The sequence below is a fragment of the Streptomyces sp. NPDC051219 genome, from assembly GCF_040682335.1.
Lineage (GTDB): Bacteria > Actinomycetota > Actinomycetes > Streptomycetales > Streptomycetaceae > Streptomyces.
The window spans coordinates 77,209-103,663 of the sequence record NZ_JBFBAS010000026.1; the positions used below are offsets into that span (position 1 = coordinate 77,209).

Here is a 26,455-nt window from a genome sequence, read left to right on the forward strand (position 1 = left end):
CCGCCCGACCACTGACTCCGGCGGGCCCACCGGCTCGCCCAGGACGCAGGACAGGAGCAGTCGGCCCGGTCCGCCACTGAACCGCCCGTCGCGAGAACGGGATTGGCAGGACTCGCTGTCGCCGAGGGTTCCGGCCCTGCCGGCGCCCGATGGGGGCGGTTTGACGCGCACGGGACGGGATGGTGCGGCCTCCTGCGTGGTGGGCGGCGCTGCTTGACCTTCGAACACCTTATGGTGCTAGAAAGGTCAATATGGCCAACCCTTTCGGCCGATTCCGGAACGCATCGGTTCGGTCACGCACCGATAAGCGTCCCTGGACCGTCGCCGGGCAGGTCTTCGCCCTGCAAGTGGCCGTGGTGGTCCTGCTCGTGGCGGGCGCGGTGCTGGCGCTTGTGCTGCAGTCCCGGCACGACACCGGCACGGAGGCCAAACGCCGTTCGGTCGCCGTCGCGGAGACGTTCGCGAATTCCCCCGGGCTCCTGGCGGCTCTGAACGCTCCTGACCCCTCCAAGGTGCTCCAGCCGCGCACCGAGGCGGGTCGCAAGGCCGCGGGTGTCGACTTCATCGTGGTGATGGACACGAACGGGATCCGCTACACGCATCCCCAGCCGGACCGGATCGGGCAACGGTTCGTCGGCACCATCGAGCCCTCAGTGGACGGACGCGTACACACCGAGAGCGTCGACGGCCCGCTGGGCCACGAGGTACAGGCCGTCGTCCCCGTTTTCGACCGCGAGGGCGAGGTCGCGGCTCTGGTGTCCGCCGGCCTGAAGGTCGAGAACGTGACGAGCGTGGTGGACCGGCAGCTGCCGATCATCTTCGGCGCCGGAGCTGCAGGGCTGGCCCTGGCCACGGGTGGGACGGCGCTGGTGGCCAGACGGCTTCGGCGGCAGACCCACCGCCTGGGCCCGGCCGAGATGACCCGCATGTACGAGCATCACGACGCGGTGCTGCACGCCGTTCGTGAAGGTGTGCTCATCGTCGACGTCGACGGTCTCCTGCTGCTGGCGAACGACGAGGCCAGGCGGCTTCTCGATCTGCCGCTCGACGCCGAGGGACGGCACATCTCGGAGCTGCCCGGCCTTGACCCCGGCACAGCGGAGCTGCTGACCTCGGGCCGCGTGGCCACGGACGAGGTACTCCTGTCCGGCGAGAGGCTGCTTGTGGTGAACCAGCGGTCGACGGAACGTCACGGTGGCCCCAAGGGGACGGTCGCGACCTTGCGCGACTCCACCGAACTGCGGGCGCTGTACGGCAGGGCGGAGGTAGCCCGCGAGCGGCTGAAGCTCCTGTACGACGCCGGTCTGGGCATCGGCACCACGCTCGATGTGGTGCGTACGGCGGAGGAACTGGCGAAGGTCGCGGTCCCCCGGTTCGCCGACTACGTCACCGTCGATCTGGCTGACCCGGTACTGCACGGGGAGGAGCCGGCCGACGGCGGCGCCGACATGCGCCGCGTCGCCGTCCACGGCATCCGGGACAACCATCCCCTCTACGAGCAGGGCCGGCTGATCGACTTCATCCCCTCCACCCCGCAGGCACGGGGCTTCGGCACCGGACGGTCGGAGCTGGTGCCCAGCCTTTCCGCCGCGCCGGGCTGGCGTGCCCAGGACCCGGAGCGGACACAGCTGGTCGTCGAGTACGGCATCCATTCGCTCATCACGGTGCCTCTCCAGGCCCGGGGCGTCATCCTCGGCATGGCCAATTTCTGGCGATCGGAGAAGCCCCAGCCGTTCGAGCAGGACGACCTGTCCATGGCCGAGGAACTGGTCGCCCGGGCGGCGGTCAGCATCGACAACGCCCGCAGGTACACCCGCGAGCACGCCCTGGCGGTGACGTTGCAACGCAGTCTGCTGCCGCGGACCCTGCCCGAACAGAGCGCCGTCGAGGTCGCGCACCGCTATCTGCCCGCTCAGTCGGGGGTGAGCGGCGACTGGTTCGATGTGATTCCCCTTCCTGGCAGTCGTGTGGCGCTGGTGGTCGGGGATGTCGTCGGACACGGACTGCACGCGGCGGCCACGATGGGGCGGCTGCGTACGGCGGTGCACAACTTCTCCACGCTCGACCTGCCGCCCGACGAGATCCTCGGCCACCTGGACGATCTGGTCGGCCGCATCGACCAGGAGGAGGGCTGGGCGGCCGACGGCGCGGGGATCACGGGCGCCACGTGCCTGTACGCGATCTACGATCCCGTATCCCGCCGCTGCAGCGTTGCGCGGGCGGGGCATCCCGTGCCCGCGCTCGTTCATCCCGACGGCAGCGTCACGTTCCCCGACCTGCCGGCCGGGCCGCCGCTGGGCCTGGGCGGGATGCCGTTCCAGGCCGCCGAACTCGAGCTTGCAGACGGTGCGCAACTCGTCCTCTACACCGACGGACTCATCGAGGACCGGACCCGGGACATCGACGTGGGGATCGAGCTACTGCGCCAGGCCTTGGCCTCGCACCCCGACCGGTCGCCGGAAGAGAGCTGTCAAGCGGTGCTCGATGCGCTCCTTCCCGGCCGCCCGAAAGACGACGTGGCGCTGCTCATCGCCCGCACCCAGGCGATGCCGGCCGACTGTGTCGCCGAATGGGAGGTGCCGTTCGACCCCGCGGCCGTGGCAGGGATGCGCGCGGCCGTGGCCGGGAAGCTGGACGACTGGGAGCTGTCCGAACTCGCGTTCAGTATGGAGCTGGTGCTCAGTGAGCTGATCACCAACGCCATCCGTTACGGTTCCCCACCGATCCGCATGCGCCTGCTGCGCGACCGCACGTTGACCTGCGAGGTGGCCGACGGCAGCAGCACCTCGCCCCATCTGCGCCACGCGGCCACCATGGATGAGGGAGGCCGCGGTCTGTTCCTCGTCTCGCAGATGGCCGAACGCTGGGGCACGCGGTACACCGACCAAGGGAAGATCATCTGGGCGGAGCTCCCGCTGCCCGGAGCCGACGGATGCAAGGACGGGATGGCCTTGTTCGACGTCCTGGACGCGGAACTCTAGCCGGTCTTCCCTACTGGGCGGAAACATCACGGTTCGGTTGAGCCCTCACTCCGCCATAAGCAACTGCTTAGCATGGTGGCCCTCCCGAGGAGAACGCCGCGGTTCCCAACGCCCGTGGCTTACCCCGGGGAGGAAAGGCACTGCGTCCGCGCAGCTCACGCATGGCATCTCGCCATGCTGTGCTCGCACGCCCCGTCCAACCGGAGGGCCCATGCACACCAGTTCCGTCCCCCGCAGCGTTCACCCCGTAACCGCCACCAACGGCATCGGGACGGGTACCGGCACCGCCCGCGCGGAAGCCTCTCCCCTCCAGCTCTTCGACCGGGCCTGCCGGCGACTTCTGGGGCGCGGCGAGGAATTCGCCGACACCGTGGTGGAGAAGATCCGTGCCGAAGTGCCGTACTACGCCGACCCGGTGCTCTCGCCGCCCGACGTGCGGCGGTCCGTGGGCAGCGGCATCCGCCACGCGCTGGAAGCCGGTCTGGATCCGAGCAGAATCGTGGACGTCGAGCGGTACACCAGAGAACTCGGCATAAGACGCGCCGAACAGGGCCGCCCGCTCGACGAGGTGCTGCACGCCTACCGGGTCGCCGGCTCCGAAGTATGGAGCGGGATCATCAGCGTGGTGGAGCGGGACGGACTCGGCGACATGCGCCAGCTGGTCCACGTGGCCGAGCTGGTGTGGAAGAGCAACGACCGCGACGCCGTCCTGGTCGCCGACGCCTACCGGCAGGTCGCCAAAGGCGTCGCCAGCCGCCACGGTGAACGCGTCCGGCTGATTCTCGCCGCCCTGCTCGAAACGCGCAACGAACCCGAGTTCACCCGGGACGCGGCGGCGATCCTGGACCTGCCGCTGGACGGACGTTTCGCGGTGGCGGCGGTAGCGGCGACTCCGCCCTACGGCCGTGCGCCGGAGTCGGTCCCCGAGGTTCGCGGCATCCGGATCCTGCGCCACACCTGCGGACCCCGCCATCTTCTCGTCGCCCACCTGGGCGACCGCTCCCTGGACGTACTCGCCGACGGCCTGCACGCCGGTCCGGGGCTTCGTATCGGGATCAGCCCGGTCGTCCGGGGCCTGGAGAGCCTGGCGCGAGCGCGTGACATGGCGGGTCTCGCCCTTCGTACCTGCCGGGTGGACGGTGAGATCGCCCGGCTCGACTCGCGCCTGCCCGACGGGCTCCTGATCTCGCGGCCCGACCTGTCCGCCGAACTGGCCCACCGGGTCCTGCGACCCATGTACGACCTGGAACCCGCCGACCGGGACACCCTGTTCGACACCCTTGGAGTCTGGATCGAGAGCGGCGGCTCGGCCGTCCAGACCGCCCGGCGCATGCTCTGCCATCGCAATACCGTGCTCAACCGTCTGCGCCGCTTCGAACAGATCACCGGCCTCGCCCTGACCCGTCCGCGCGATCTGGTGCAACTCACCCTCGCCTTCGACGCCCACCGCCTGCTGGGACCAGCCGCCGCATTCGGCTCCACGGGCGAACCGAACCGCCGGACGGCCACCTGAACCCGCCTGACTTCGCCCTGGCCGACGACCTGGGGCGGCCCGCATGGATGGGCATCAGCACACTCACGCGTGCCCGGTGTTGGGAGCGGTCAACGGCCCGTGCAACGCCCATGGACGGGCCGTGACCCGCGTGCTCAGGTAAGCCTCGCGTCAGAGGTGATCCGTCGCATCCCCGCTCCCCGTCCCCCGCCAGGAGACCGTCATGCCCCAAGCGCTCGCCCCCCGGCTTCATCATCGACCAGGGCCCCATCGCCCGGGCGTGTCCTTCGCCGTGGTCAACGGACTGACCTTCGGCGTGCATCTGCTGCTCGTCTGCTCCGCCCCCGACTTCATGGCCAGCCGCATCTGGGGAAAAACCAGCGTCGGTGTGCTGGCACTCCTCTTCCAGGGGTCCCTGCTGCTGTGGTCGGCGGCGCGGTACGACCGCCGTGCCGGCGGCCACTCCGCCGAGCAGGAGCAGGAGCAGGAGTACCGATGAATCCTGACATCCCGCTCGCCGCGTCCGGCGTCCTGGACAGGGACACGCGCGCCCTGGTTCTCGTGGGCTTTCTGATGTTCGTCGTCCCTATTCTCTTCATCTGCGTTCTCAGCGGCCCGGCCAGAGACCGGGTCGACGATTTCTACACAGCGGGTCGCACGATGACGCCCCTACGTGGGGCTCTCGTGTTGTCCGGCGTCTACCTGTCCGCCGCCACGGTTCTCGGCACCACGGGCAGCGTGGCTGTTTTCGGCTACGACGGTCTGTTCATCGCCCTGTGCACCGTGCTCTCACTCGGCGTACTCCTGTTGCTGGCCGGCCCTCTACACGAGCGCGGCGGCTACACGCTGGGCGACATGTTCGCGCTGCGGACTCCAGGTCCCGCGGTGAGAATCGCTGTCGCCGCCGTGACCCTGAGCGCGTGCGTCCCTTATCTGGTCGTGCAGCTCTCCGGTGCGGGGGTGACCACCACACTGCTGCTGGGAGTGTCCGGTCCGGGTGCCGAACAGGCGGCCATCATCATGATCGGCGCACTGGTCGTCTGTGCCACGGTCTTCGGAGGAATGCGTGGCACGATCGCGATTCAGTTGATCAAAGCCGTGGTCCTGCTCTGCGCTGCCCTGGCGGTCACCGCTGTGCTGTTCCATCGTTTCGGCTGGAGCACCGACTCCCTGATCCAGGCCGCCGGCCAGGGCAGCGGCCGCCCCGCCGCCTATATGCACCCCGGCCTCCGGTTCGCCGACAGCACCGACCCCGAAGGCACGATCGACTTCGTCGGCCTGATGGTCACCATCGTGCTGGGTGTGGCGTGCCTGCCCCACGTCGCCATGCAACTCAACACCGCTCCTGACGCGGCCGTCGCGCGCCGTACGGTGCGCCACACCATCGGCATCGTCGGCGCCTTCTGCCTCACCACAGCTCTGATGGGCTTCGCGGCCGCCGCGTTGGTCGGCGCCCCGGCGATCACGGCTGCGGATCCCGGGGGCAACAGCACCCTGCTGATGCTGACCGGCGAACTGGCCGGCGGCTCCTCCACGCACACGGCCGGGGCACTCCTCGTCGTCCTCGTGTCCTCCGCGGTGTTCCTCACCACGCTGGCAGTCGTGGCGAGCATTACCCTGGCGGCTGCGGCGGCGGTCGCCCACGACCTGTACACGCATGTCCTGCGCCGCGGGCGGACGACCGAGGGCCGGGAAGTGGCGGCCGCACGTTGGGCGTCCGCCGGGGTCGGGGTGCTGAGCATCTGCCTGGCGGTCTGGGTCCAGGGATGGAACGTCCTGTTCCTGTCGGCTCTCGCTCTGGCGGTGGCAGCCTCCTGCCTGCTGCCGGCGCTCGTGTACTCCCTCTTCTGGCGCGACTACAACCGAACCGGACTGCTCTGGACGCTGTACGGAGGCCTGGTCTGCGCCGTCGGGCTGCAGATCTCCGGCCCGGCATTCTCCGGAAGCCCTGGGGCGCTCCTCCCCGACTGGAACCTCGACTGGTTTCCCCTCCAGACGGTCGTCCTCATCTCCATGCCCGCCGCCTTCCTGCTCGGCCGCCTGGGCAGTGCCGTGGGGAAAGGGCGGGAGTTGGTGGGCGCGGGGTCACAAAGCCGGCCAACGAGTCCATGACCGCGAGTTCGGCGTCACTCCTCGCCGGCGCGCGCGGCCGGGGGCCGGGCGGCCGGGCGCGCCGGCGGCTTGATCCATATGCTGGTCAGGCCTTCGGGGGATTGTGACGCCCGGCGCGTGGGGGTACGGGTTACGGGTGGTACGAGCTAGGGATGCCCAGGCAACCCGTCACGCAGCGGAGGAACCCGGCCAACGGTGCGCCGCCCTACGCCCGGCGGAACCGGATCCGCACGGCGTCGCGCCAGGCACTGCGCGGGACGAACCGCCCGCCCGGCCGGGAACCGGACGAAGGCGTGGCGCCGGTGGCGGCCGAACCGCCAGTGGCTCCGGCCCTGCGGACGGCTGCCGCGTACGCATGGCGGATCCTCGTGGTGGGAGCCGCCGTATACGCCGCCTTCACCGTGCTGGGACGCTTCCATGAGATCGCCGTGGCCGTGTTCCTCGGCCTGGTCGTCACCGCGATGCTCAGGCCGGTGGCGGATCTGCTGACCCGGCTGGTCCCACGGCCGATGGCCGTCGCTGTGACGCTGATCGGCAGCATGTTCCTCGTACTCGGAATTCTGGCCCTGATCGGTGAGGTAGTGGCCGCCGAACGGTCCGGTCTGCTACGCGAGTTCCGCGAGGGCATCGGCAGGATCGAACGCTGGCTGGAGGAACCGCCCTTCCGGCTGAACCCGGAGGCGCTCTCAGACGTCCAGTCACGGATCGGACGGTTTCTGTCGGACCACCGGTCCACCCTGATCAGTACGGCTCTCAGCGGCGCAGGCCGGCTGGTGGAGGTACTGACGGTCCTCGCCCTGGCTCTGTTCTGTTCGGTCTTCTTCATCCACTCCGGTGACCGGCAGTGGAGCTGGTTCTGCGCCCAGCTGCCGGTGGCCGTCCGGGGCCGGGTGGCCATCACCGGCCGCGCGGCGTGGCGGACTTTCACGGGTTACACGCACGGCATCGTGCTGGTGGCGGCGACCAACGCCATTCTGGTCGGCGTGGCCCTCTTCGCTCTCGGAGTCCCCCTGGCCGTGCCCCTGGCACTCCTGGAGTTCTTCGCCGCCTTCATTCCGCTGATCGGCTCGCCCGTCGCTCTCGCGGTCGCCGCGGTGGTGGCCCTGGCGTCGAAGGGGCCCATCGTGGCGGCGATCGTCGTCGCACTGATTGTGATCATCGGTCAGATCGAGGGACACATCCTCCACCCGATCGTGATGAGCTGGGCTGTCCGCCTGCACCCCGTGGTCGTCGCGCTCTCCGTCATCGGCGGCGCCATCGCCGCCGGGGTGGTGGGCGCGGTCGTGGCCGTACCGCTCGTGTCCGTCCTCTGGTCGGCACGTCAGGCCCTTCGCCGGCCGCGGCAGTCCGAGGCGTCCGAACAGGTCGCGGACGGCGGGTCCGAACCGGCCCGCCCACAGAGCGGGGCCTGACCGCGGCCAACAGATGGTGCTCAGGCCGCGCGTACACGGTCGAGGAGCTCCCGGGCGCTCCGGAGGTGGCGATGGCCGGGCTCCAGCACGCGGCACGCGGCCTCGATGAGTTCTGCCAGCGCGCCGGCGGCCTGGTCCGTCTGGCCCGCTGTGGCCGGGGCACGGGTCCACTCCAGGCGGGTGTGGATCGCGTGGGGGTGGCCGGCGCCGAGGATTCTGGTGCGATCGGCCGCCAGCCGCGCAAAATCCTCCACGGCCTCGTCGTTGCGGCCGGCCTGGGCGGCGAAGGACGCCAAACTGCTCCGGATTGCGAGTGTGTGCGGGTCCTCGGGGCCGAGTATCACGAGAGCGTCGTCGAGCAGGTTCCGCATCTGAGAGCCTGCCTGATGCGAGGATCGTGGCGAAAGGGAACGGCTCGCCTGCACTCCGCGTCGGACCACCGGCGGGAGAGCCGGATGGTGACCGCCAGGTGCAGCACCTCACGCTGTACACGCCAGGCGTCACGGTCGGAACCCGTAAGCCGGCTTTCCTCCCGTGCGTCGTAGCGGCGATGTTCCTCGGACCGCGTGACTCCTCCCCGCCTTGAAGGGCCGGGGCTTCTCGCTATGCCAGTTGGGCTTGGCGACGGACCAGCCCGGCCCGTAGGACGTTGAGAGCCCCGACTGTGTCGGCGTGCGCGGTGTGGCCACACGCCTGGCAGTGGAACTTCTCCTGTGTGGGCCGGTTCTCCTTCGCGGTGTGCCCGCATTCGGGACAACCGCCGGGAGGTGTTGCGGGGGTCCACGGCCATCACTTCCCGCCCGGCGCTTTCAGCCTTGGCGTGCAGGATCGCAAGGAACACCCCCCAGCCGGCATCAGCGATCGAACGGTTCAGCCCGGCCTTTGCGGCTGCCCCGTTGGGCAGGTACGCACCCGGCTTATCGGGGTCCGGCTTGGGCTCGGGGGCCTTGACCATGTTGCGGATCTTGAGATCTTCGTGCGCGATGAAATCGTGCGCGCGGACCAGGCCGAGTGCGGTCTTGTGGGCGTTGGTCGAGCCGCTGGCGGCGCACCTTGCGGTGCAGCCCGGCGACCTTCTCCACCGCGCGTTGGTGGCCCGCGGTGCGGTCCTTGGCCTTGCGGCGTGGGAAGCGTGACAGTGCCTGCTGCGCGGCCTCCAGCTTCGCGGCAACACGGCGTCCGTGACGCGGGTTCGCCACGAACGCGCCGTTGGAGTCGGCGAGGAAGCGGGCTATGCCCAGGTCGATGCCCACCACGCTGCCGGTCGCGGGCAGCGGCTCGGGCTGTTCCTGCTCGGCGGTCAGCACAAGGAACCACGTGCGGCCCTCCCGCTTCGCACTGACCGTCTTGACCTTGCCGACCACCGGCCGGTGCTGGTTGACCTTGACATGACCGACGCCCTGCAGGCGCACGCGGGTGACAGGGCCGTGCGGGGTGGAGTCCCAGCGGCAGCCGTCGCCGTCTTTGGGGAACTCCACCGTGTCGAACCAGTTCACCCCGCGAAAGCGTGGATAGCCAGGCGCCTCGCCGGACTTGACCCGGCGGAAGAACGCCGCGAACGCCTTGTCGAGACGGCGAAGAGTGGCCTGCTGGCTTGAGAAGGACCAGCGGCCTTGACACTCCGGGTCGAACGCCCGGATGTCCTTGAGCTGCGCCGACTGCATCCCGTACCTGATGCTCGTCTTCGAGGGATGGCGGTAGGCATCCCGGCGTTCCTGCAATGCCCCGTTGTAGAGGGAGCAGTGATCCCGCAGCATCTCGCCGAGCGCCCGGCCCTGCCGGACGGTGGGCCGCATGAGGAACTTGTACGCACGGATCACCTGGCCCCCCTTTCGGTCAGTCCGATCAACCTAGCTGGCGCCACTGACAGCGCAGAGCACTCCGGCGCTCCACGCCTCCGGGCCAGGGACCACATTCCCGCCCGGCCTGAAGGCCGGGGTTCCCCGCGAAGATCAGGGACGGGCGCCGAAGGCCCCGGGTGAGGTTCAGCCCGCCCTCACCCGTCCACGCGGGTCCACCCCTGCCCCCGCCGGCTGTGGCGCTCGGAAGCGGGCTGTCGCTCAAGTCGCAGCATTCGCACAGTCCGCTGCGTCTCCCTTTCGAACGCACGGTAGGAGGCAAGCCGGTCCCACTCGGGGTCGGTCACTCCCGGCAGCATCGCGCCGCGCATGCGCCACTCCTCGAGCAGCTGCGCGTACAGCGGCGTCTGCGCTGGCTGTTCCCGGGCCCACGGGGCGGAGGGCCATGAGTATGCCTGCGCTTGCTGAGCCGTGGCATCGGCGTCCGTATCGACATATCGGCCGGCGGCCGTCGCGGTGTCCGAGGCCGACGGACCCCGAACGCCGGACGCTTGAGGAGCAGAACGGCGCACCAGAGCTCGAGGTGCGACCCCAGCGGAAGAATCCATAACTGTCGAAACGATTACCCGCACCCGGCGGACACTGGTTTGTGGGGTGCCAGTCCCTTGGATGCTCCGATTGCCTGTGCGACACACCGCTGCTTGAGGGTTGGCGACCGGTTTTCCCCCGGCTCTCTTTCACCCGTACGGGTTCCGCCCGCCGATCCGCTTCGTCCTCCCACGTACATCGGGTACCGGAACGCAGGAAGGGACCGCGCCGCACCTCCACCTTCACCTTCACCTTCACCCGACTGGGATGATGAGCGTATGACTCTCTCTCCTGGCGCCGCATCCGCGCTGTGGCCGTGCTGCTGGCCGGCGCGGCCCTCGGTTTCTGGATCGTCTTCGGATCTCCCCACCAGTGGGAGGGAGGCCTGCGGCTGCTGCGTCTCGCTCTGGGGATGACGGCGCTGGGTCTGATCAGCGGCAGTGCCTGGCTGATGTTCCCGGACGGCCCCAGGGACGACGAGGAGTTGACCACCCGACAGGACTCCACCGCAGGGACGGGTCCCGGGCCCCTGGACGTCTGACCCACCCGCGCGCCCATGGGGCTCACAGCACCTCGGGCCTGTCCGGCGGCTCGTTTGTCTCTCTGCCGGCCCGGCGGAGAACGCTGACCCTGCCATTGGGCTCGAGGTAGGCACACCGGACGTCCGAGATGTCCTCGATCCCGTGAAGACGCAGTTGAACCATGACCTCGTCCCGGGTCCCGTCGACGGGGACCTGATCCCCCGGGAACCGACGCTGCGGGTGTACGTGCTGGACGACTACGGCGCGGGGTACCTCAATGCTGACCTGAAGGGGTTGGTACGCAAGCTCTATTCCCGGTCCTGACCCCTCGGCGGGACCGGTGAGTGCTTCGCCGGCCGGCACTTCTCCGACCGCCCAACGCCCGCACAGGGCAACGGCACGGCACCGTGCTCCCGGCCGGCGCGGGAGGGGCGTCGATGGGCCAGTCCCGATCAGCCGTAGCCATGCGTGTCATGCCCTTACAACCGTGCCGAGTCCGGACGTGGGCGCCTGGCCGGCAGTGCGAGCCCGCCCAGACGGCGCCAGTTCAGGCGGGGCCGGGCTCGGGGGACACCCGGCCGTACCCGTGGGACCCGCACCCGCAGGGCCCCCGGCCGGATCGTGCAGCGCACGGGAGTTGGCACCGTGAGTGCCTCTCCGTCAATGCCGACCTGCACCTCTCGGGCGTCGGCGTCCACGACGACCCCCCGGGTGGTGACGGTGGTGAGGCCGGGGGCGCGTTCGCCGCGCAGCAGGTCGGCCGCCTGGGCCGCGCTGTCGACCGTGACGCTCACCAGCCCGAGCAGGCCTGAGTCCAGCCGGTCCCGGCGGCCCAGTCCGGCCCGGTCCCCGAGCCGGTAGGCGTTGTTGCTCACCAGCACGGCCTGGGGGCGGTCGATCGTGATGCCCGCCGCCCGGACGGCCAGCCGGGGGCCGAGCCGGTGCGTCAGAATGTCCGGAAGCAGCTGCAGGGCGGTATGCACCTTGTCGTCGCGGTACGCGTCGCTCTGGACCAAGGCGGCGTACGCGCCGAACGACGCGTTGTTGACGAAGACCCGGTCGCCGATGAAGCCGAGGTCGACATGCAGCTCGACGCCGTCCGTCAGGGCGTCGAGGGATGCCGCGGGATCGTCCCGGTCGAGCCCGAGGTCCATCGCGAAGTGGTTCCGTGTCCCTGCCGGGATCACCAGGAACGGGATGCCGTGTTCGGCCGCCACGCCCGCGACCAGCGCCTGGGTGCCGTCGCCACCGGCCACACCGAGCAGATCCGCGCCGTCGGCAACCGCCTTCCGCGCGAGTGCGGCGACGTCGGTCCGCCGGTCCGGGTCGAGGAGTACGACGTTGGCGCCGAGGGCCTCCGCCTTCTCCCGCAGGCCGAAGCGCTCCACTTTGCCGCCGCCCGAGCGGGGGTTCATGACGAGGACCGGATGCTCGGGCGGCGGCACGAGGTGGGCGTGTGGGGTTGTGGGGACGACGTCGCCGGCGAGAGCGGCCCACCCGGCCCCGACCGCAAGCGCGGCCAGGGCCAGGCAGGCCAGTAGTTCTCCGAGCAGACCCGCGGCGATCTGGAGCACGAGCACCACTACCGGGGCTGCCGCGGCCAGGGCGACGGCGCCCGCCCGTACCAGGCCCCTACGCGTCAGCGCCCACCACACAGCGGCGGCGGTGACGGCCGTACCGGCCGCTCCCATCGCCAGGAGCGCGACCCCTCTGAGACCCGCCACCACGGCGAGGGCGATCACCGCCGCAGCGGCCGCCGCGATGGCCAGACGCGCGGTCCAGCGTTGGGCGCGCGCACCCTGTCCGACCCTGCTGTCCGCCATGGCACCTCCCGGCCCCTGTCCGCATGCCGGTGACCGCTCGTCCTACAGCCATTGCACAACCCCGCGCCGCGGTTGTCCTCCCGGCCTGACCGGGCGGGTCCGGTCGGACCGGGAGGCCCGCTCGGCCCCGCGCCCCGGGCTTCCGGCCGCTCTGGGCCGGCACAGGTCCGCGCGTGGCGATCATGAGCGGATGCTGTGAGCATGACCCTGTGCGTACGTCTCCGACGAGCTCAACCCACCCCCGCGACCAGAGCGACAGGCGGAGGGAGCCGGAGCAGCGGACGAACGAGGGTAGATGCCATGCCACCTCCCCCTGCGGTTCCAGCCGCCGAAGACGGCGGTGAGGAACCCGCACCCCAGCGCCGGCCCGGGTCGCCGCCGCACCCGAGCGGCGACCCGCTCCTTGCGGCGAAGTTCGCGGTGCCCGCCGTGCCTCCCACCTTCGTCGCCAGACAGCGCCTGCTGGACCGTCTCACCGAGGGCGCGCAGGGCCCGCTGACCGTCATCACCGGACCGGCCGGCGCCGGCAAGACCACCCTGGCCGCCTCGTGGCACGAGGCGAGGATGGCGCCCGGCCCCGTCGTCTGGCTCACCGTCGAGGGCGACGACAATGCGCCCGGCATGTTCTGGGCCTACGTCCTGGGTGCGTTCCGTTTCCACCAGGTGCCGCTGCCCGACGGCGTCGGCAGCCCCTCGACGCGCGGCGACGTGGACCACTCCCTGCTGGTCCGGCTCGCCTCCGAACTGGCCGGTCTGTCCCGCCCCGTCGTCCTGGTGCTCGACGGGCTCGAACGGCTCGCCGCCCGGGACGTGGCCGCCGGTCTCGAGTTCGTACTCGCCCATGCGGGACCTCTGCTGCGTCTCGTCGTGACCAGCCGGGTCGATCCGCCGCTCCCGCTGCACCGCTACCGGGCGGAGGGCCGTATGTGCGAGATCCGCGGCTCCGAACTCGCGTTCACACCGGGCGAAGCGCACCAGTTGATGCACCACCATGGACTGACCGCTTCGGAGCAGGGCGTCGACACCCTCACCAGTCGTACCGAGGGCTGGGCCGCGGGACTGCGGCTGTGTGCCCTGGCCATGCAACGGGTCGATGACGCCGAGCAGTTCACCCGGTCGTTCGCCGCCTCGCGCAGCGCCGTCGCGGACTATCTGATGGCCGAGGTGCTCGACGCCCAGCCCGCCGCCACCCAGGATCTCCTCATCCGGACCAGCATTCTCGGCCACATCCATCCGCACCTCGCCAACGCCCTGACAGGACGCGAGGACGCGGAGTGGATCCTGGCCGGCCTCGCCCGCGCGAACGCCTTCGTCGAGCCGATCGGCGGCACTCCCTGGTACCGCTGCCATCCCCTGTTCGCCGAGGTACTGCGCGCTCACTTGCGAAGCCGCCGGCCGGGGCTCGTGCACCGCCTGCACCAGCGGGCGGCGCGCTGGTCGGCCGACCACGACCGGCTGACCGAGGCGTTCGAGCACGCGGCCGCGGCGGACGACTGGGCGTATGCCACCACCCTCCTCGTGGACCGCATGGTAACCGGGCGGCTCCTCACCGGCCCGGACAGTCACCGGCTGCAGCGGCTGTTCAGCGAGATGCCATCCGATCTCCCCGGCAGTCCTCCGGCGCTCGCCGCGGCTGCCTGCGCGCTGGCCCGTGGCGATACCGCGGCAGGCCGCGGCCACCTCGAGCGGGCCCACCGGGACCAGCGCGCCGCCGCGGCTCGTGAGGTCACGCCCGAGAACCGGCTGACGTACACGCTGCTGCGGTTCCTCACCACCGGCCGGACTGACGACGGCGAGGGGGTGGCGGCCGACGGTTGCGCCCCGTACGAGGCCTTCGACCGGCTGACACGGACCCTCATGGGACACGTGCCGCCGGCCAAGCTCGAGAGGCATCCCGAGATCGAGGCGCTGCGCTGCTACGCCCGGGCCCGTGCGCTCCTCGGCACCGGCCACCGCGCCGAGGCGAGAGGGGCGTTCCTCGCGGCCCTCTCCGTCGCCACGAGCGCCTCGGCCCAGACGGTCAGGTACCACTGCCTGGGCGCCCTGGCCCTGTCCGAGGCCGTGGACGGGATGCTGCGAGAAGCCGAGACCCACGCCACGCAGGGGCTCGCAGCGGCGGAAGAATACGGCGTTCCGCTGCCGAACCGCTCCGGCATGTGCCGAGTCGCGCTGGCCACCGTCGCCTCCGGCCGTGGAGACCTGGCAAGGGTGCGGCGCCATCTTCGGGAGGCCACCGCTTCCTGGTCCCCCGACGACCCGCTGGCGGCTGCCGAGACCGCCGTTCTGCGCTCCCGTGCGGAGCTGGCGAACGGCCGCACCGGAGCGGCCCTGAGCGTGCTGGACGACATACCCGCGTCCCGCGACGACCCGCTCACGGGCGAGGAGGCAGCACGTCGGCTCGCCGTGGCCCGCTCCACCGCCCACCTCGCCCGGGGCGACCCGGTGGCCGCACTCTCCGCACTGCACGGCGCGAGTCCCGGCGGAGCCGCGTACGCCGTCGCCCTGGCATCCGCCCAGCTGGCCGGTGGAGATGCCGAGGGGGCCCGCCGTCTGCTCACCGGCCTGCACCGCGACCCCGGGGCCGGGCCCGCCGACCGGGTGCGCGCCCTGCTGGTGCTGACCCGCGCAGCGGCACAGGACGACGACCTCGCCGGGGCCTCGGCGTTCCTCGGCCAGGCTCTTGCCACAGCTCAACCGCAGCTTCTGCGCGGCCCCTTCCTGGAGACCGGGCCCTGGCTGCGGCAGATGCTCGCACGGGTGCCGGAGGTCGCCGCCGTGCACCCCTGGCTCACCGGACGGCCCGGCTCCGTCAACGGCCACTCCACTGTCCCGGCCCGCGACGGCCGCCCGGTGCTCGTCGAGCACCTCAGCCGCCGGGAACGCGACGTTCTGCGCTGTGCCGCACAGACGATGTCGACGGAGGAGATCGCGGAGGAGCTGTATGTGTCGGTCAACACCGTCAAGACGCACCTGAAGAGCATTTACCGCAAGCTGTCCGTCTCCCGTCGCAGTGAGGCCGTCCGTTGGGCACGGGAGACTGATCTGCTGTGACGTACGACCGGCGTTATGACGCACGAGGGCAGGGCCCGGACGGTTCCCTACCGCCAGGTCACCTCATCCGGGTGATGCGTACGCGCCGGCCGGCCCGCAGCATACAGGGAGAGGCCCCAAGCCAACGGGGAGTGCTCGCATGCGATACGAGTTCCGCGTCACCGGCCGACTGTCGACGGCCGTCACCGATGCGTTCCCCGAACTGGACAGAGCCGCGGTGCCCGAGGAGACGGCTCTGTTCGGCACGATCACCGACGAGGCACATCTGTACGGGGTGCTGGTCCGCTTCCAGGACATGGGCCTGCATGTCCTGGAGATGCGCCGACTGCCGGACTGAACCCCCGGTGCGGCAGCGCGAGGAGGCACCGTCATGACCACGCCCGCCCCCACGGTCGGGCCGACCCCCCAGGAGCGGGCGGCCTACGGCAAGGCGGCCCGGAGCCGGGTACCACGGTCCCGTCATGCCGCCTTCGACCCGCCGCACGACCGGGCCGATCCGGTCACCGTCATCGAACGCCAGTCCGCAGACCGGGTCGCCGAGCTCGTACCGATCCGCTACGGCAGGATGCTGGAATCGCCCTTCCGCTTCTACCGCGGCGCTGCCGCCATCATGGCCGCGGACCTGGGCGCCATGGCGCACACCGGCATCGAGGCCCAGCTCTGCGGGGACGCGCATCTGCTGAACTTCCGGCTGCTCGCTTCTCCCGAACGGCATCTCGTCTTCGACATCAACGACTTCGACGAGACCCTGCCGGGGCCCTGGGAGTGGGACGTCAAACGGCTGAGCGCGAGCCTCGCCATCGCGGGTCGTGCCAACGACTTCTCCGCCAAGCAACGCGCCGCCGCCGTCCGCCGCACCGTCCAGGCGTACCGGGAAGCCGTCCGGCGCTTCGCCGGCATGCGCAACCTCGATGTCTGGTACGCCCAGTCGGACGCCGAGAAACTCGCCGAGGTCTTCCGTGACCAGCTGGACAAAGCCACGCGCGAGCGCTTCGCCCAGGCGATGGCCGCCGCCCGGACCAGGGACAGCCTCCAGGCCTTCACCAAGCTGACCACGCTCGTCGACGGCAGCCGACGGTTCGCTCCCGATCCACCGCTGATCGTGCCCCTGACCGATCTGCTCCCCGCCGTCGAGCGCGACCAGCTGGTAGAGCAGATCCGCAGGCTCATCGCGGGCTACGGACGCAGTCTCTCCTCCGAACGCCGACACCTGCTCCAGCAGTTCCAACTGGTCGACATCGCCCGCAAGGTGGTCGGCGTCGGCAGCGTCGGCACCCGCTGCTGGATCCTGCTGCTGCTCGGCAGGGATGATTCAGACCCCCTCATCCTCCAGGCCAAGGAGGCGGGCCCATCCGTGCTCGAGCCCTACTCCGGTGCCGCGGCGTACGAGAACGAGGGTGAGCGGGTCGTCTCCGGGCAGCGGCTCATGCAGGCCGCGAGCGACATCTTCCTCGGCTGGCAGCGTGCCACGGGCATCGACGACCGGCAGCGTGATTTCTACGTCCGGCAGTTGCGGGACTGGAAGGGAATCGGCAGACCGGAGCTGTGGAGTCCGGCGCAACTCGAGGTGTTCGGCGTCCTGTGCGGCCAGACCCTCGCGCGTGCGCACGCCCGTTCCGGCGACCGGATCGCCATCGCTGCGTACCTCGGCAGCAGCGATGTTTTCGACCGGGCCATCGCCGAGTTCGCGGAGGCGTACGCCGACCAGAACGAAAAGGACTTCCAGGCGCTGGGTGAGGCTGTGCGTGCCGGACGTGTCACCGCCGATTCGGCCTGATCCGGGCCCGTCGGCCTGCCGCAGACGCAGGCCGACGCTGCCGCGGCCGTCCGTTCAGTCGCCGGGGCGTTCCTCGCCGTCGGCCGCCCGGCCCCCGGATCCCTCGGGCGGACCGGCCCGGACCTCGGAATCGGGCCGGCCCTCCCGCAGTCCCGGCCGTTCCGTCGCGGCCCTCTCGTACCAGTCCCCGTACCGCTCGGAGAGCCACACGGCCGACATGCCGTGCAGCAGAATGCTCAGCGCCACAGTGCACGCCACCACTCGGCCCATCAGCTGGGCGCCGGGGACGTGCTCCTCCACCACGAGCAGGCCCAGGACGAGAGAAGCAAGGCCCCGGGGCCCGAACCACCCGACGTAGGCCACCGTGGGCATCCGCAGCCCGCTCCCGGCCAACGCGAGCGCCACCACTACCAGCCGCAAGACGGTGACACTGAGCAGCGCGTAGGTGATGATCCGCCAGTCCAGGTGCTGGAGCGCCGGGCCGAGCAGTACAGCGCCGAACACCAGGAAACTCAGGGCAGTCAGCAGCCCCGCGACGTTCTCGGCGAAGTCGAGCGGCGGTTCGTCTTCCGCCTTCTCGTCGGCCGCGCCCCTGCGCATGAAGTAGGCGAAGGCGAACCCGGCTGCCCACGCGGCGATGAACCCGCTGCCCCCCGTGAGGTGGGCGAGTGTGTACGCCGCCCCGGCAACGGCCAGGGGCATGACCTGGCTCCACTCGCGGGTGATCCAGCCGGCCGCTCTCGACAGGTGCAGCAGCCGCCCGCCGCCTCCGCCCACGGCCAGGCCCAGCAGCGTACTGAGCACCAGCGAGCGCCAGAGGATGCCCGTCACGCCCTCCTCCGAGGCCTCGGTACCGGGCAGTGCGGCGAGGATGAGCAGGAACAGCGGCAGCACCAGGCCGTCATTGAGCCCGGCCTCGACATTGAGCCCGTGGCGCACCAGAGCCGGGACACGGCGGTTGGTCATGGCGGTTCTGGACACCGCGACGTCGGTCGGGGCCAGGATGACGGCGATGAGTGCCAGTTGCCACCCCGCCAGGCCCGGCAGCAGCGACCGGCCGAGGAGCCATTCGGCCGCGATCGTGAGCGGCAGCGCGATCACCAGCAACCGGAGGGGGAGGAAGCCGCCACGGTGCAGGTCCCGGCCGCGGACGGCCATCGCGTCCGTGAACAGCACCACGGTCAGCGCAGCCTCGACCAAGGTGAGGACCGGTCCCCTGTCGCGCTCGAGGTCCAGGATGTCGAGCCCGGCCGGACCGATGAGCACGCCGCAAGCGGTGAATGCCAGCGACGCGGTGACGACGGTGCGCGACAGCCGCCGCGATACCAGCGCGTACCCCGCGGTGACGGCCGCCACCGCCGCACCCGTCCAAGCCCCGCCGCCGCTCATGGGGTCCCCTTCTTGCTGCTTCCGGTCACGTCTCCTCTGCCCAACATGCATCACCGACCAGTACACGAGACGTCACGGCCCGCTCATCGTGATGCCATCCGTCGCCCATACCCGGCACCGACACGGCGGCGTGGGCCGCCGGGCAGGTGCCCTCGCCGGCGGTGCGTTTATCACCCCTGCCGGGTGAGGATTTCCCCGGAAGCCCGGCGGAGACTGACGGCGAACGGACATCTGCGTCCGTAGCGGAGAAAGGGCAGGAGGACGGCGATGGACGGCACTTCTTACCTGGCGTACGACTATCCGGTGCTGGGCGCTTTCTGGACAGTGATGTGGATATTCCTCTGGGTCATGTGGCTGCTGCTGCTGTTCCGGGTCATCGTCGACATCTTCCGTGACCACAAAATGAACGGGTGGGTCAAGGCCGCGTGGCTGCTGTTCCTGGTCCTGATTCCATTCCTTGGTGTCCTTGTCTATGTGATCGCGCGCGGCAGGGAAATGGGCAAGCGCGAGATCGAGCATGCGCAGGCACAGCAGGAGGCATTCAAGGCGTACATGACTGCGGGGACCTCTGCCGCAACCGGGGACGATCTGGTCAAACTGTCCGAGCTCAAGGCCCGGGGAGACCTGACAGAGGAAGAGTTCCAGCAGGCCAAGCAGAAGATCCTGCGCGGCTGAGGACGCGCGACGGGCCGGCCCGCCGAGGGCGGCCGACCCGGCGAACCGATTGCGGCCCGCTGCGCATTCATCGTCCTGAGTCCCGTCCAGCCCAATGGAGATGAACGGCATGGAGCAGAAAATGCATACACACACCGGACGGCAGGATCATCTGGCAGGAGGGGCGGTGACCTTCGCCGGAGTGCTGCTGGTCATCGTAGGAATTCTCGATGTCCTGCGGGGAATCATGGCCATTGCCCAGGACGACATCTTCGTCCTGACGCCCAGCTATGTCTTCCGGTTCGATGTCACCGGATGGGGCTGGATCCATCTGATTCTCGGCGTGGTGGCCATCCTGGTCGGTCTCGGCCTGCTCAAGGGCGCCCTCTGGGCGCGGATAGCCGGCATCGCTATCGCCGGACTTCTGGTGATCGTCAACTTCTTGTCCCTGCCCTACTACCCGGTCTGGTCGGTCGTCGCGATCGCTCTCTACGTGTTCATCATCTGGGCACTGTGCGCGGTGCATCCGGACCGCACGTGAGCGAAGGAGCCGTCTCGCGATCTCGCCTTCAGGCCGCACGGCGGGACACCGACCGGCGGTGGGCGCGGGCGATGTCCGCGTAGCGCCTGCCACTGCTCTTGATGGTGCGGGTCTGGGTGCGGTAGTCGACATGGACGAGGCCGAATCTCTTGTCGTAGCCGTACGCCCACTCGAAGTTGTCCAGCAGCGACCAGGCGAAGTACCCGGCGAGCGGCACCCCTCTGCGGACCGCCCGCGAGCATGCGGCGAGGTGCCGCTCCAGGTATGCGGTCCGTTCGGGGTCGTGCACCTGGCCGTCGGGACCCACCAGGTCCGGGTACGCGGAGCCGTTCTCGGTGACGAAGAGCTTCTGGGCTCCGTACTGCTGAGTGAGCCGGACCAGCAGGTCTTCCAGGCCGTCCGCGTCGATCTCCCAGTCCATTGCGGTGCGCGGCATGTGCAGCCGGCGGACCCGGCGTACGTGGGGGGCCGGCCCTGCCAGGTCGGCGGTCACCACCATGGGGAAGTAGTAGTTCAGCCCCAGCCAGTCCAGAGGCTCGGCGATGGTGTCCAGGTCGCCGGTACGTTCCGGCAGGTCCACCCCGTAGACCTCCCGCATGTCCGCCGGGAAACCGCGACCGTGGACGGGGTCGAGCCACCAGCGGTTGGTGTGGCCGTCCATCCGTCGGGCGGCGTCCGCGTCCGCCTCGGAGGAGGTGGCGGGCTCGACCGTACTGAGGTTGTTCACGATGCCGACGCGGGCGCCCGGTGACACCGCCCGTATCGCCTGGGTGGCGAGGCCGTGCCCGAGGAGGAGGTGGTACGAGGCGGGTACGGCGGCGGCGATGTCGGTGAGTCCGGGGGCCATCATCCCCTCGAGATGGCCGATCCAGGCGGAGCAGAGCGGTTCGTTGAGGGTGGCCCAGTCCTCGATCCGGTCGCCGAGTGCTCCGGCGACTGCGGAGGCATAGGCGGCGAAGTGCTCGGCGGTCTCGCGCAGCGGCCATCCGCCGCGGTCCTGGAGCACCTGGGGCAGGTCCCAGTGGTAGAGGGTGGCGTGCGGGGTGATGCCGGCTTCCAGGAGGGCGTCGGTGAGGCGTTCGTAGAAGTCGAGGCCGCGGCGGTTGACCGGGCCGTCGCCGCCGGGCACGACGCGCGGCCAGGCGACGGAGAAACGGTAGGCGCTGACTCCCAGTTCCTTCATGAGGGCGATGTCCTCGCGCCATCGGTGGTAATGGTCGCAGGCGAGGTCGCCGGTCTCGTCGCCCGCGATCTTGCCCGGTGTGTGAGAGAACGTGTCCCAGATTGAGGGAGAGCGGCCGTCCTCCGCGACGGCGCCCTCGATCTGGTACGCGGAGGTGGCCACACCCCAGGCGAAGTCCTGGGGAAGGGCGCCGAGGTCGATCGGGTCGGACACGGGGTTCCTTTCCGGATGGGTCTCGGGGGTCACTTGACGGCCCCGGCGGTGAGGCCGGCGACGAGATAGCGCTGGAGGAGCAGGAAGCCCGCGACCACGGGGACGCTCACCACGAGGGACGCGGCCATGACCTGGTTCCAGTAGATGTCGTTCTGCGTGGCGTAACCCTGGAGGCCGACGGCGAGGGTGCGGGTGGTGTCGTTCGTCATCACGGACGCGAAGAGCACCTCGCCCCACGCCGTCATGAAGGCGTAGACGGCGACGGCGACGATGCCGGGGATCGCGGCCGGGACGACGACGCGGAACAGCGCGCCGAGGGGCCCGCAGCCGTCGACCATCGCGGCCTCGTCCAGTTCCCGCGGCACCGAGTCGAAGTAGCCGATGAGCATCCAGATGGAGAACGGCAGCGAGAAGGTGAGGTAGGTGAGGATGAGGCCGCCGCGTGAGCCGTACAGGGCGACCCCGGTGGTGTTGCCGATGTTGACGAAGATCAGGAAGAGCGGCAGCAGGAAGAGGATGCCCGGGAACATCTGGGTGGACAGCACGGTCACGGTGAAGACGCGCTTGCCGCGGAAGCGGTAGCGGCTGACGGCGTAGGCGGCGAAGACCGCGACGGTCACCGAGCAGACCGTCGCCGCGCCCGCCACCAGCAGAGAGTTGAGGAAGTACCGGGCGAGCGGGACGGTCTCCCAGATGTCGAGGTACGGGCGGAAGGTGAGCCCGCTGGGGATCCAGCGGAACTCCCCCGACACGTCCTGAAGCGGCTTCAGTGAGCTGCTGGCCATCACGTACACGGGCAGCAGGACGAATCCGGCGAGCAGGCTGAGGAAGACCCGCCGAGCGCAGAGGAAGGAGCGGGGCGGAGCTGTCGGCGAGCGGCGGACCGGGGTGCGGTCCGGGGCGGCGGTACTAGCCATCGGCGTGCTTCCTTCCGCGCGAGGTGGCCAGCAGATAGCCGGCCGTCACCACGAGGAGGAAGAGCACCAGCAGGACGGACATGGCCGACCCGGTGCCGAAGTTCCAGGTGACGAAGGAGGACTGGTAGATGTGGATGGAGACGAGGTCCGCGGGTTCGGGGGCGGACTTGCCGAAGAGCAGGTACGGCGTGTTGAAGTCGTTGAAGGTCCACAGGAAGAGGACCAGGACGAGCACCTGGTTGACGGGACGCAGTGAGGGCAGGGTGATCCGGCGGATCTGCTGGAGAATTCCGGCGCCGTCGATGGCAGCCGCCTCGTACAGCTCCCTGGGGATGTTCTGCAGCGCTGCCATCACGATCAGGAACGCGAAGGGCCAGGTCTTCCAGACGGCCACGACGACCAGGGCGGTGAAGCTGTTGTCGCCGAGCAGCCAGAAGGTCCGTTCTCCGGTCAGGCCCAACTGGTCGTGGAGGACGTGGTTCACCAGGCCGTTGTCGCGCTGGAACATGAACGCCCAGGTGATCACGGCCGCGTAGACCGGCAGCGCGTATGGCGTGAGGAACACCGCGCGCAGCAGGCCCCGGCCGCGGAAGTTCTCCTGCATGAAGACGGCGCCGGCCGTGCCGAGCAGCCAGCAGAGGCCGACGGTGAGCACGCTGAACGCACAGGTGACGAGGAACGAGTGGAGCAGGGCCTCGCCGACCGGGGCGTCGAGGTCCACCGAGACGCGGTAGTTGTCGAGGCCCGACCAGGGGGCCTGGCCCCAGTCCCGGATGTAGAACTGGGTGAGTTCCTTGAAGCTCATCATCACGCCGACGGCTATCGGCACCAGGTGGATGAGGAGTTCGAGGAGGAGGGCGGGCAGCAGCAGGAGGTAGGGCAGTCCGGCGCTGCGCAGCCGGCCGGGACGTCGCGGCCGTCCGGCGGGTTGTGGCCGCCGCGGGTCTGTGGACTTCTCCGCTCCGGACCGCGGTGCACGAGGGCCGGGGGACGGCTCGTTGTCCGCGGCGGTGGTGGCAGGCGTTGCGGTCATGGCGTGCGGTCTCACTTCGGCATCTGCTGCTGGGCCTTGGTCAGGGCCTCCTTGACCGAGGCGTCGGTGACCGGCCGTCCGGCGGCGGCCGCGGCGAACAGCTCCTTGATGGCGGTGCCCACGGCGGTCTCGAACTGCGACTCGGCGGGCACCTGGGGCAGTGGTGCGGCGCTCCTGGCGAGAGTGTCGCGGAGCACGGCGAGGTCGGGAGTGGCGAACGCGGGGTCCTGCTGGGCGGCCTTGACCGGCGGGATGGAGCCGTAGGTCTTGTTGAGGAGCTTGTTCTCCTCGTCGCTGGTCATGAACTCCACGAACTTCAGGGCTCCGTCGATGTTCTTGGTGTTCTTGAAGACGGCCATGTTGATGCCGGCGACCATGGAATTGACGTTCCGGCCGGTGCCCGGAGTGCCGGAGGGGACGGGTACGGGTGCCACTCCCCAGTCGTCGTCACTCATGCCGTGGGCCTTGAAGGTGGTGGCGGCGCTCTGCCAGAGGACCATGGCCGTCTTGTTCCTGGCGAAGTCCTGGAGGGACTGGTTCTGCGCGTACTCGGCGTTGCCGGGCGCGATGATCTTGTCCTTGGCCATGAAGTCGACGTACTGCTTCACGGCGGCGACGGCGCCGGGGCTGTCGAAGGCCGGTTTGCCGGATGCGTCGAAGAAGTCGGTGCCGTGCTGCTTGGCCAGGACGAAGGCCTGGTGGATGTTGTTGGAGGTGTTCGCGCCCTCGGCGCCGAGGGCCCATGTCCCGTTCCTGGACAGCTTCTTACCGGTGACCACCAGCTCGTCCCAGGTGGCGGGCGGCTTGGCGACGCCCGCGTCCTTGAACATCTGCTTGTTGTAGTAGAGGGCGTACGCCATGGAGTACAGCGGTACGGCGGCCGGGTCCTGGCCCGGCACACCGGCCGAGCCGAGAGCCGATTCCACGAACCGGTCCTTGCCCCCGATACTGCCGAAGTTGCCCGCGTCCCAGGGCAGCAGAGCTCCGGTGGCCTGGAGCGAGGCGGACCAGGTGTTGCCGATGTTGAGAACGTCGGGGCCCTGTCCGGAGGTGGTGGCGGCGAGGATACGGTTGAGCAGGTCCGACCAGGGGATGACCTCGAGTTTGACCTTGATGCCGGTCCTCTCCTCGAACTTCTTCAGCTCGGGGGTGAGGATCTTCTTGTCCGCCTCGATGTTCGGTCCCTGGTTGGAGGCCCAGTACGTGAGCGTTCCGGGCGAGCTGTTGTCCCCGCCCTTGGGATCGCTGCCGCCTCCGCAGCCGGTGACTGCGGCGAGGGCGGTGACTGCGGCGACGACGGCTGCGGCTCTGGTTCTGCGCATGGCGCGGGGCCCCTTTCCGGACTGGCCGCCGAGGCTCTGTTCGGTCCCTGAACAACCTCACGGCTTAATTTAGAGTGTGAGTTAAGAGGTGAGAGAAGGTCGCGTCAAGGGCTGGCGCAAGGGTATGTTGCGTACGGAAGGGAGCCACATGGCCAAGCCGAACCGACGTACCGTGCGCGACCTGCGGCGCGGGAGCCGGAGCGCCGTACTGCAACAGTTGTATTTCGGCGGGCCGCAGAGCCGCCAGGAGCTTGGGCCGGCCACCGGCCTCAGTTCGGGTTCCGTCAGCAACGTCGTCGCCGAACTCCTCGGCGAGGGCCTCCTCGAGGAGGCCGGTGTCGTCGACTCCGACGGCGGCCGGCCCCGTACCCTGCTGCGCCTGGCCCCGGGCAGTGGCTGCCTGATCGGGGTCGACGTCGGCGAAACCCGGGTCAGGGTCGAGCTCTTCGACCTCGCTCTTACCGAACTCGCCCGCTCCGAGCGTCCGTTGCCGCCGCGGACGTACGACGTAGCTCGCGTCGTTGACGACATCCGGCATGGAATCGCCGGTGTGCTGGCCGCCGCGGACGTCCCCCCGGACCGACTGCTCGGCGTCGGAGTCGGTGTCCCCGGCATCGTCGACCGCAGCTCCGCCCAAGGCGCCGTGGTGCACGGCCAGACCATGGGCTGGGACGCGGTACCGCTGGAGTCGCTGCTGCGCACCTCTGTCGAACTCCCCTCCTCCACCCCTTACTTCATCGACAACGGCGCCCGGACGCTCGGCCAGGCGGAGATGTGGTTCGGCGGCGGACGCGGCGCCCGCGACGCGGTGATCGTGCTGTTCGGGTCGGGCGTCGGCGCCTGCATCGTCACCGACGGAACGCTCTACGGCGGGGCACGCAGCAGCGCGGCGGAGTGGGGCCACACCACCGTCGCCGTACGCGGCCGCACCTGTCGCTGCGGCGCCCGCGGCTGCCTGGAGGCCTACGTCGGCGCCGAGGCCATGCTCGCCCGCTGGCGTGAGGCGGGCGGGCCCGGGGACGGCGACTCGGACGAGGAGGCCGGCATCGCGGCTCTGATCGCGGCAGCGTTCCCCGGCGAGGACGGCACCCCCGACCGCACTGCGCTGGACCTGCTGGACGAGACCGCCGAGTACCTCGGAGCGGGCATTTCGGATCTGGTCAACCTCTGCGCTCCGGAGCGCATCCTCATCGGCGGGTGGGCGGGACTACAGCTCGGCCCTCACCTGCTGCCCGCCGTACGGCGGTACGCGGCGGCGTACTCCCTGCGCCACCCCGTCGAGCGCACCGTCATCGAACTGGGCAGGCTCGGCCTGGACGCGGTCACGGTGGGCGCGGCCACTCTCCCGCTGGCGGACTTCTTCGCGTACGGTGGACGGCGCCCTGCGGACGGCCCGGACGTCTCCACCCCGGACACCGAGGCGCCGGCCGCGCTGACCGGCCGCAGGCTGGCGGTCACGGGGGAGGCCCCCGGCTGACCACCGCAGGCCCGAGGCCCGTCGCATCGTGGGGCAGTGGCGCTCCGCAGGGCTCATCGATCCCGCTGGACCGATTCTACCTCTGATCTTGGCCAGTGCTCCGCCCTTCAGGGCGGGGGTGAAGGCCGTCCTTGGCCCGGAGGCGCGGAGCGCCGGAGTGCTCTGCGTCT

The 26,455-nt window shown here is 70.1% G+C and carries 21 protein-coding genes and 1 pseudogene; 13 read left to right on the top strand and 9 right to left on the bottom strand.

Annotated elements, in window-relative coordinates; all coding sequences use genetic code 11:
- Positions 1-251 precede the first annotated feature (251 nt).
- The 5 genes from AB0M62_RS25575 (at position 252) to AB0M62_RS25595 (ending at position 7,997) form a co-directional block, all read left to right on the top strand.
- Complete coding sequence (locus tag AB0M62_RS25575; RefSeq protein WP_366076624.1) at positions 252-2,981, top strand: SpoIIE family protein phosphatase; 2,730 nt, start codon at positions 252-254, stop codon at positions 2,979-2,981.
- A gap of 211 nt (positions 2,982-3,192) precedes the next feature.
- Entirely contained in the window at positions 3,193-4,494 is a 1,302-nt protein-coding gene (locus AB0M62_RS25580) for a helix-turn-helix domain-containing protein (protein ID WP_366076625.1), read from the top strand.
- Positions 4,495-4,753: 259 nt separating this feature from the next.
- Complete coding sequence (locus AB0M62_RS25585; RefSeq protein ID WP_366076626.1) at positions 4,754-4,972, top strand: hypothetical protein; 219 nt, start codon at positions 4,754-4,756, stop codon at positions 4,970-4,972.
- On the top strand, positions 4,969-6,585 hold the full coding sequence (locus AB0M62_RS25590; RefSeq protein WP_366076627.1) for a cation acetate symporter: 1,617 nt from the start codon (positions 4,969-4,971) through the stop codon (positions 6,583-6,585). The genes AB0M62_RS25585 and AB0M62_RS25590 overlap by 4 nt, the downstream gene beginning before the upstream one ends.
- 152 nt (positions 6,586-6,737) lie before the next feature.
- Complete coding sequence (locus AB0M62_RS25595) at positions 6,738-7,997, top strand: AI-2E family transporter (RefSeq protein ID WP_366076628.1); 1,260 nt, start codon at positions 6,738-6,740, stop codon at positions 7,995-7,997.
- A gap of 20 nt (positions 7,998-8,017) precedes the next feature.
- Here AB0M62_RS25595 and AB0M62_RS25600 read toward each other — a convergent pair whose 3' ends face one another.
- Both AB0M62_RS25600 and AB0M62_RS25605 read right to left on the bottom strand, forming a co-directional pair.
- Positions 8,018-8,368: a tetratricopeptide repeat protein gene (locus AB0M62_RS25600; RefSeq protein ID WP_366076629.1), complete on the bottom strand. Its 351-nt coding sequence runs from the start codon at positions 8,366-8,368 to the stop codon at positions 8,018-8,020.
- Between the two features lie 232 nt (positions 8,369-8,600).
- A pseudogene (locus AB0M62_RS25605) lies at positions 8,601-9,817 on the bottom strand (transposase).
- Between the two features lie 877 nt (positions 9,818-10,694).
- On the opposite strand from AB0M62_RS25605, the gene AB0M62_RS25610 reads away from it, so the two are divergent.
- The gene (locus AB0M62_RS25610) at positions 10,695-10,925 is read left to right on the top strand and encodes a hypothetical protein (protein ID WP_366076630.1); all 231 of its coding nucleotides are present in this window, start codon (positions 10,695-10,697) and stop codon (positions 10,923-10,925) included.
- A gap of 22 nt (positions 10,926-10,947) precedes the next feature.
- Here the strand turns inward: AB0M62_RS25610 and AB0M62_RS25615 are convergent, their stop codons facing one another.
- A complete protein-coding gene (locus AB0M62_RS25615; protein WP_366076631.1) occupies positions 10,948-11,088 on the bottom strand; it encodes a YetF domain-containing protein in 141 nt (46 codons plus the stop codon).
- Here AB0M62_RS25615 and AB0M62_RS25620 point away from each other — a divergent pair.
- Positions 11,068-11,229 (top strand): hypothetical protein, encoded by a 162-nt coding sequence (locus AB0M62_RS25620; RefSeq protein ID WP_366076648.1) that lies wholly within the window; start codon positions 11,068-11,070, stop codon positions 11,227-11,229. The two genes, AB0M62_RS25615 and AB0M62_RS25620, sit on opposite strands and share 21 nt — an antisense overlap.
- Positions 11,230-11,384: 155 nt before the next feature.
- Here the strand turns inward: AB0M62_RS25620 and AB0M62_RS25625 are convergent, their stop codons facing one another.
- Positions 11,385-12,728: a diacylglycerol kinase family protein gene (locus tag AB0M62_RS25625; RefSeq protein WP_366076632.1), complete on the bottom strand. Its 1,344-nt coding sequence runs from the start codon at positions 12,726-12,728 to the stop codon at positions 11,385-11,387.
- A gap of 300 nt (positions 12,729-13,028) precedes the next feature.
- On the opposite strand from AB0M62_RS25625, the gene AB0M62_RS25630 reads away from it, so the two are divergent.
- From AB0M62_RS25630 to AB0M62_RS25640, 3 genes are all read left to right on the top strand, one after another.
- Positions 13,029-15,779 (top strand): LuxR C-terminal-related transcriptional regulator, encoded by a 2,751-nt coding sequence (locus AB0M62_RS25630; protein ID WP_366076633.1) that lies wholly within the window; start codon positions 13,029-13,031, stop codon positions 15,777-15,779.
- Positions 15,780-15,918: 139 nt separating this feature from the next.
- A complete protein-coding gene (locus tag AB0M62_RS25635) occupies positions 15,919-16,116 on the top strand; it encodes a hypothetical protein (RefSeq protein WP_366076634.1) in 198 nt (65 codons plus the stop codon).
- 33 nt (positions 16,117-16,149) lie between these two features.
- Entirely contained in the window at positions 16,150-17,556 is a 1,407-nt protein-coding gene (locus AB0M62_RS25640) for a DUF2252 domain-containing protein (protein ID WP_366076635.1), read from the top strand.
- Between the two features lie 54 nt (positions 17,557-17,610).
- On the opposite strand, the gene AB0M62_RS25645 is transcribed toward AB0M62_RS25640, so the two are convergent.
- Positions 17,611-18,945 (bottom strand): cation:proton antiporter, encoded by a 1,335-nt coding sequence (locus AB0M62_RS25645; RefSeq protein ID WP_366076636.1) that lies wholly within the window; start codon positions 18,943-18,945, stop codon positions 17,611-17,613.
- Between the two features lie 267 nt (positions 18,946-19,212).
- Between AB0M62_RS25645 and AB0M62_RS25650 the strand changes: the two genes are divergently transcribed.
- Both AB0M62_RS25650 and AB0M62_RS25655 read left to right on the top strand, forming a co-directional pair.
- The gene (locus AB0M62_RS25650; protein ID WP_366076637.1) at positions 19,213-19,620 is read left to right on the top strand and encodes an SHOCT domain-containing protein; all 408 of its coding nucleotides are present in this window, start codon (positions 19,213-19,215) and stop codon (positions 19,618-19,620) included.
- 109 nt (positions 19,621-19,729) lie between these two features.
- Positions 19,730-20,140 carry a hypothetical protein gene (locus AB0M62_RS25655; RefSeq protein WP_366076646.1) on the top strand — a complete coding sequence of 137 codons (411 nt, stop codon included), beginning with the start codon at positions 19,730-19,732 and terminating at the stop codon, positions 20,138-20,140.
- Positions 20,141-20,168: 28 nt separating this feature from the next.
- Here AB0M62_RS25655 and AB0M62_RS25660 read toward each other — a convergent pair whose 3' ends face one another.
- Genes AB0M62_RS25660 through AB0M62_RS25675 form a run of 4 tightly spaced genes read right to left on the bottom strand, consistent with a single transcriptional unit; the run spans position 20,169 to position 24,808 of the window.
- The gene (locus AB0M62_RS25660) at positions 20,169-21,536 is read right to left on the bottom strand and encodes a GH1 family beta-glucosidase (protein ID WP_366076638.1); all 1,368 of its coding nucleotides are present in this window, start codon (positions 21,534-21,536) and stop codon (positions 20,169-20,171) included.
- A gap of 29 nt (positions 21,537-21,565) precedes the next feature.
- Positions 21,566-22,453 (bottom strand): carbohydrate ABC transporter permease, encoded by an 888-nt coding sequence (locus AB0M62_RS25665; RefSeq protein WP_366076639.1) that lies wholly within the window; start codon positions 22,451-22,453, stop codon positions 21,566-21,568.
- Entirely contained in the window at positions 22,446-23,486 is a 1,041-nt protein-coding gene (locus tag AB0M62_RS25670; RefSeq protein WP_366076640.1) for a sugar ABC transporter permease, read from the bottom strand. The genes AB0M62_RS25665 and AB0M62_RS25670 overlap by 8 nt, the downstream gene beginning before the upstream one ends.
- Positions 23,487-23,497: 11 nt before the next feature.
- Positions 23,498-24,808 (bottom strand): sugar ABC transporter substrate-binding protein, encoded by a 1,311-nt coding sequence (locus AB0M62_RS25675; protein WP_366076641.1) that lies wholly within the window; start codon positions 24,806-24,808, stop codon positions 23,498-23,500.
- A gap of 148 nt (positions 24,809-24,956) precedes the next feature.
- On the opposite strand from AB0M62_RS25675, the gene AB0M62_RS25680 reads away from it, so the two are divergent.
- The gene (locus tag AB0M62_RS25680) at positions 24,957-26,285 is read left to right on the top strand and encodes an ROK family protein (RefSeq protein WP_366076642.1); all 1,329 of its coding nucleotides are present in this window, start codon (positions 24,957-24,959) and stop codon (positions 26,283-26,285) included.
- Positions 26,286-26,455 lie beyond the last annotated feature (170 nt).

What these genes read in the sequence shown, in the direction of transcription:
- AB0M62_RS25645 (WP_366076636.1), bottom strand. Translation starts at nt 18,945, where the DNA reads ATGAGCGGCGGCGGGGCTTGGACGGGTGCGGCGGTGGCGGCCGTCACC.
- AB0M62_RS25575 (WP_366076624.1), top strand. Translation starts at nt 252, where the DNA reads ATGGCCAACCCTTTCGGCCGATTCCGGAACGCATCGGTTCGGTCACGC.
- AB0M62_RS25680 (WP_366076642.1), top strand. Translation starts at nt 24,957, where the DNA reads ATGGCCAAGCCGAACCGACGTACCGTGCGCGACCTGCGGCGCGGGAGC.
- AB0M62_RS25580 (WP_366076625.1), top strand. Translation starts at nt 3,193, where the DNA reads ATGCACACCAGTTCCGTCCCCCGCAGCGTTCACCCCGTAACCGCCACC.
- AB0M62_RS25640 (WP_366076635.1), top strand. Translation starts at nt 16,150, where the DNA reads ATGACCACGCCCGCCCCCACGGTCGGGCCGACCCCCCAGGAGCGGGCG.
- AB0M62_RS25650 (WP_366076637.1), top strand. Translation starts at nt 19,213, where the DNA reads ATGGACGGCACTTCTTACCTGGCGTACGACTATCCGGTGCTGGGCGCT.
- AB0M62_RS25600 (WP_366076629.1), bottom strand. Translation starts at nt 8,368, where the DNA reads ATGCGGAACCTGCTCGACGACGCTCTCGTGATACTCGGCCCCGAGGAC.
- AB0M62_RS25670 (WP_366076640.1), bottom strand. Translation starts at nt 23,486, where the DNA reads ATGACCGCAACGCCTGCCACCACCGCCGCGGACAACGAGCCGTCCCCC.
- AB0M62_RS25615 (WP_366076631.1), bottom strand. Translation starts at nt 11,088, where the DNA reads ATGGTTCAACTGCGTCTTCACGGGATCGAGGACATCTCGGACGTCCGG.
- AB0M62_RS25665 (WP_366076639.1), bottom strand. Translation starts at nt 22,453, where the DNA reads ATGGCTAGTACCGCCGCCCCGGACCGCACCCCGGTCCGCCGCTCGCCG.
- AB0M62_RS25635 (WP_366076634.1), top strand. Translation starts at nt 15,919, where the DNA reads ATGCGATACGAGTTCCGCGTCACCGGCCGACTGTCGACGGCCGTCACC.
- AB0M62_RS25675 (WP_366076641.1), bottom strand. Translation starts at nt 24,808, where the DNA reads ATGCGCAGAACCAGAGCCGCAGCCGTCGTCGCCGCAGTCACCGCCCTC.
- AB0M62_RS25630 (WP_366076633.1), top strand. Translation starts at nt 13,029, where the DNA reads ATGCCACCTCCCCCTGCGGTTCCAGCCGCCGAAGACGGCGGTGAGGAA.
- AB0M62_RS25655 (WP_366076646.1), top strand. Translation starts at nt 19,730, where the DNA reads ATGGAGCAGAAAATGCATACACACACCGGACGGCAGGATCATCTGGCA.
- AB0M62_RS25595 (WP_366076628.1), top strand. Translation starts at nt 6,738, where the DNA reads ATGCCCAGGCAACCCGTCACGCAGCGGAGGAACCCGGCCAACGGTGCG.
- AB0M62_RS25590 (WP_366076627.1), top strand. Translation starts at nt 4,969, where the DNA reads ATGAATCCTGACATCCCGCTCGCCGCGTCCGGCGTCCTGGACAGGGAC.
- AB0M62_RS25625 (WP_366076632.1), bottom strand. Translation starts at nt 12,728, where the DNA reads ATGGCGGACAGCAGGGTCGGACAGGGTGCGCGCGCCCAACGCTGGACC.